This is a genomic window from Kribbella sp. NPDC055071, from assembly GCF_053608045.1.
Genome location: NZ_JBSGUS010000085.1, coordinates 1 through 1062 on the forward strand (window position 1 = coordinate 1; position 1062 = coordinate 1062).

Sequence of the window (1062 nt, forward strand, 5' to 3'; positions counted from 1 at the left end):
GTGCACGAATGGCTATCACTTCTAAAAAAGGGGTTGTTTCGTTTGGGCAGACGTCGTGGAGTTATGTCAGATGAGTTTAAATATGAGCTTGCTAAAGACCTTGGTTTTTATGACACAGTAAAAAATGGCGGCTGGGGCGAAATTCGGGCTCGCGATGCCGGTAACATGGTAAAGCGCGCTATAGAAATCGCCGAACAGCAAATGGCTCAGAATCAGAATAACCGATAAGGATGTGACCCGGGGGACGTGCTGTTCCCTGGTTTTTTTATTTTGGATATAAATACATAATGGGCTGAATATGGATATGTTCATCCTGTACTTCAAATGTGATACAATGTTCATACTTATGTTTAGATGGAGAAGTAGGTGAAAGCTATGCGTATTTTAGAAAAAGCGCCAGCTAAGATCAATCTGTCACTTGACGTCACCCGAAAACGCCCGGATGGCTATCATGAAGTCGAAATGATCATGACGACAATTGATTTAGCTGATCGAATTGAATTGACGGAGCTTGCAGAGGATGAAGTGAGGGTTTCCTCCCACAACCGATTTGTGCCTGATGACCAAAGAAACTTAGCTTATCAGGCTGCCAAGCTGATCAAGGACAGATACAACGTGAAAAAGGGAGTTTCCATCATGATTACGAAGGTAATTCCGGTGGCTGCCGGTCTTGCCGGCGGGAGCAGTGATGCGGCGGCGACGCTCAGAGGGCTGAACAGACTGTGGAATTTAAATCTGTCTGCGGAAACGCTTGCTGAGCTTGGAGCGGAAATTGGCTCTGACGTTTCATTTTGTGTCTATGGCGGAACTGCATTAGCAACAGGGCGCGGCGAGAAAATTAAACATATCAGCACGCCTCCGCACTGCTGGGTCATTTTAGCGAAGCCGACTATCGGTGTTTCAACTGCTGAAGTGTACAGAGCGCTGAAACTGGATGGTATAAAGCATCCCGATGTACAAGGAATGATCGAGGCGATAGAAGAAAAGAGTTTTCAGAAGATGTGCAGCCGTTTAGGCAATGTGCTTGAATCTGTTACGCTCGATATGCATCCTGAAGTTGCA

2 protein-coding genes are annotated in these 1062 nt (G+C 46.0%); both read left to right on the plus strand.

What is annotated here, in order from left to right; translation table 11 throughout:
• The coding region (locus ACWF4Z_RS38430; protein ID WP_452248126.1) for a small, acid-soluble spore protein, alpha/beta type at positions 1–228 on the plus strand (228 nt) is incomplete at its 5' end.
• A 147-nt stretch (positions 229–375) separates the two neighbouring features.
• The coding region (gene ispE / locus ACWF4Z_RS38435; RefSeq protein ID WP_452248127.1) for a 4-(cytidine 5'-diphospho)-2-C-methyl-D-erythritol kinase at positions 376–1062 on the plus strand (687 nt) is incomplete at its 3' end.